The 1,357-nt window shown below is 63.6% G+C and carries 2 protein-coding genes; both read right to left on the reverse strand.

Features of this window, described 5'->3' with window-relative positions:
• Positions 1-812: DUF2865 domain-containing protein (locus EN943_RS37020; protein WP_127416614.1), on the reverse strand; the 812-nt coding region annotated here is incomplete at its 3' end.
• Positions 813-901: 89 nt separating this feature from the next.
• Positions 902-1,357: phosphate acyltransferase (locus tag EN943_RS37025; protein WP_281060889.1), on the reverse strand; the 456-nt coding region annotated here is incomplete at its 5' end.

The following is a 1,357-nucleotide window of genomic DNA, read 5'->3' on the forward strand; positions in this document are numbered from 1 at the left end:
ACCGATGACGTCATCGAGGCCGAATCGTCGGCCATGCCGCGCGAATAGAAAACCTGCATCTCGGTGCCGGGGCAGCTCGATTCGCAATTCTTCTGGTCGCGTTCGAAATCGCCTGCCGAGGCCGAGTTCGACATCGGGAAAAAGTAGCCGTCGCAGGTGCGCACACAGGACGTGTGGAATTCGCCGCCGACGCTCGGAAAATCCGGTACGCCGGGCTGGTTGAGCACACGGCGGACATTGCGCTCCTCGCCGGGATCGTCGGGCTGGTTGGGCTCATCAAGCATATCGAGTTGCTGGCTGTTGCCGCCAAAAAGCTGATCGAACAGGTTTGCGCTGCCGCCGTCACGGTTCGCCTCCTGCAAAGGCGCACGCCGAGGCGCAACGGTGTCGTCGCGGCAGCCATTGGCGTCGAGCGCCGCCAGGATGCGTCCGCGGTCGCGGCGAGAGCCACCGCCAGCCAGCCGCTCGCGCTTGTTTTGCAAGGCGTCGAGATTGGCATTCATGCGGTCGATGGTGGCGTTGAGCCCGGCGCATTGATTGAGGTTGCGGCCAAACAGCGAAAAACCGCACCCGGCCCGGCTCGCCTGGCTGCGAGCCTTGGAAATCTGCTCATGTTGCCTGGCAATTGCGGAATCGTATTTCCGGACTAGCGCCGGACGGCCACCGCCGCCGCGCGAGGACGCGGCAAGATCGGCTTCCAGCTGCCGGCAGACCCGCGAAGCAGCCTGTGGCTCGGCTACTCCCCAGGTTGCGGACAACAGCAGGCCAAGCAGCACGGCAGCATGCGCCTGCTTCCACCCTCCGCTTGCCATCCGACCAAACTCCGCCTGCCAAATCCGACTGTCAGCCCCGCAAGGCTACCGTGTTCGCGGTTAACTGCAGTTTACCGCGAAATCCGTGTTCAGCCCAGATTGACGACCGCTTGTGCCTTGTGGGCGGCTTCGACCACGGCAAGCGCCGTCATGTTGACGACGCCGCGCGACGTGACAGACGGCGTCAATATATGCGCCGGCATGTCCGTGCCGAGCAGGATCGGCCCGACATGCAGCGCATCCGTCATGGTTCTGAGCGCCGTCAGGGTGATGTTCGCAGAATCGAGGTTGGGGAACACCAGCAAATTGGCTTCGCCCTTCAGTCTCGAATGGGGATAGACGCGCTGGCGCAGGTGCTCCGACAGAGCAGTGTCCGCATGCATCTCGCCATCGCATTCAAGGTCAGGCGCGATGCGCGCCAGGATCGCCGCTGCTTGCCGCATCTTCAGGGCGCTGGGCGAATCGCGCGAGCCGAAATCGGAATGCGACAAGAGTGCTGCCTTCGGCTCGATGCCGAAGCGCTGGATTTCTTCCGCCGCCAGCAC

Source organism: Mesorhizobium sp. M7A.F.Ca.US.006.01.1.1 (assembly GCF_003997935.1).
GTDB lineage: Bacteria > Pseudomonadota > Alphaproteobacteria > Rhizobiales > Rhizobiaceae > Mesorhizobium.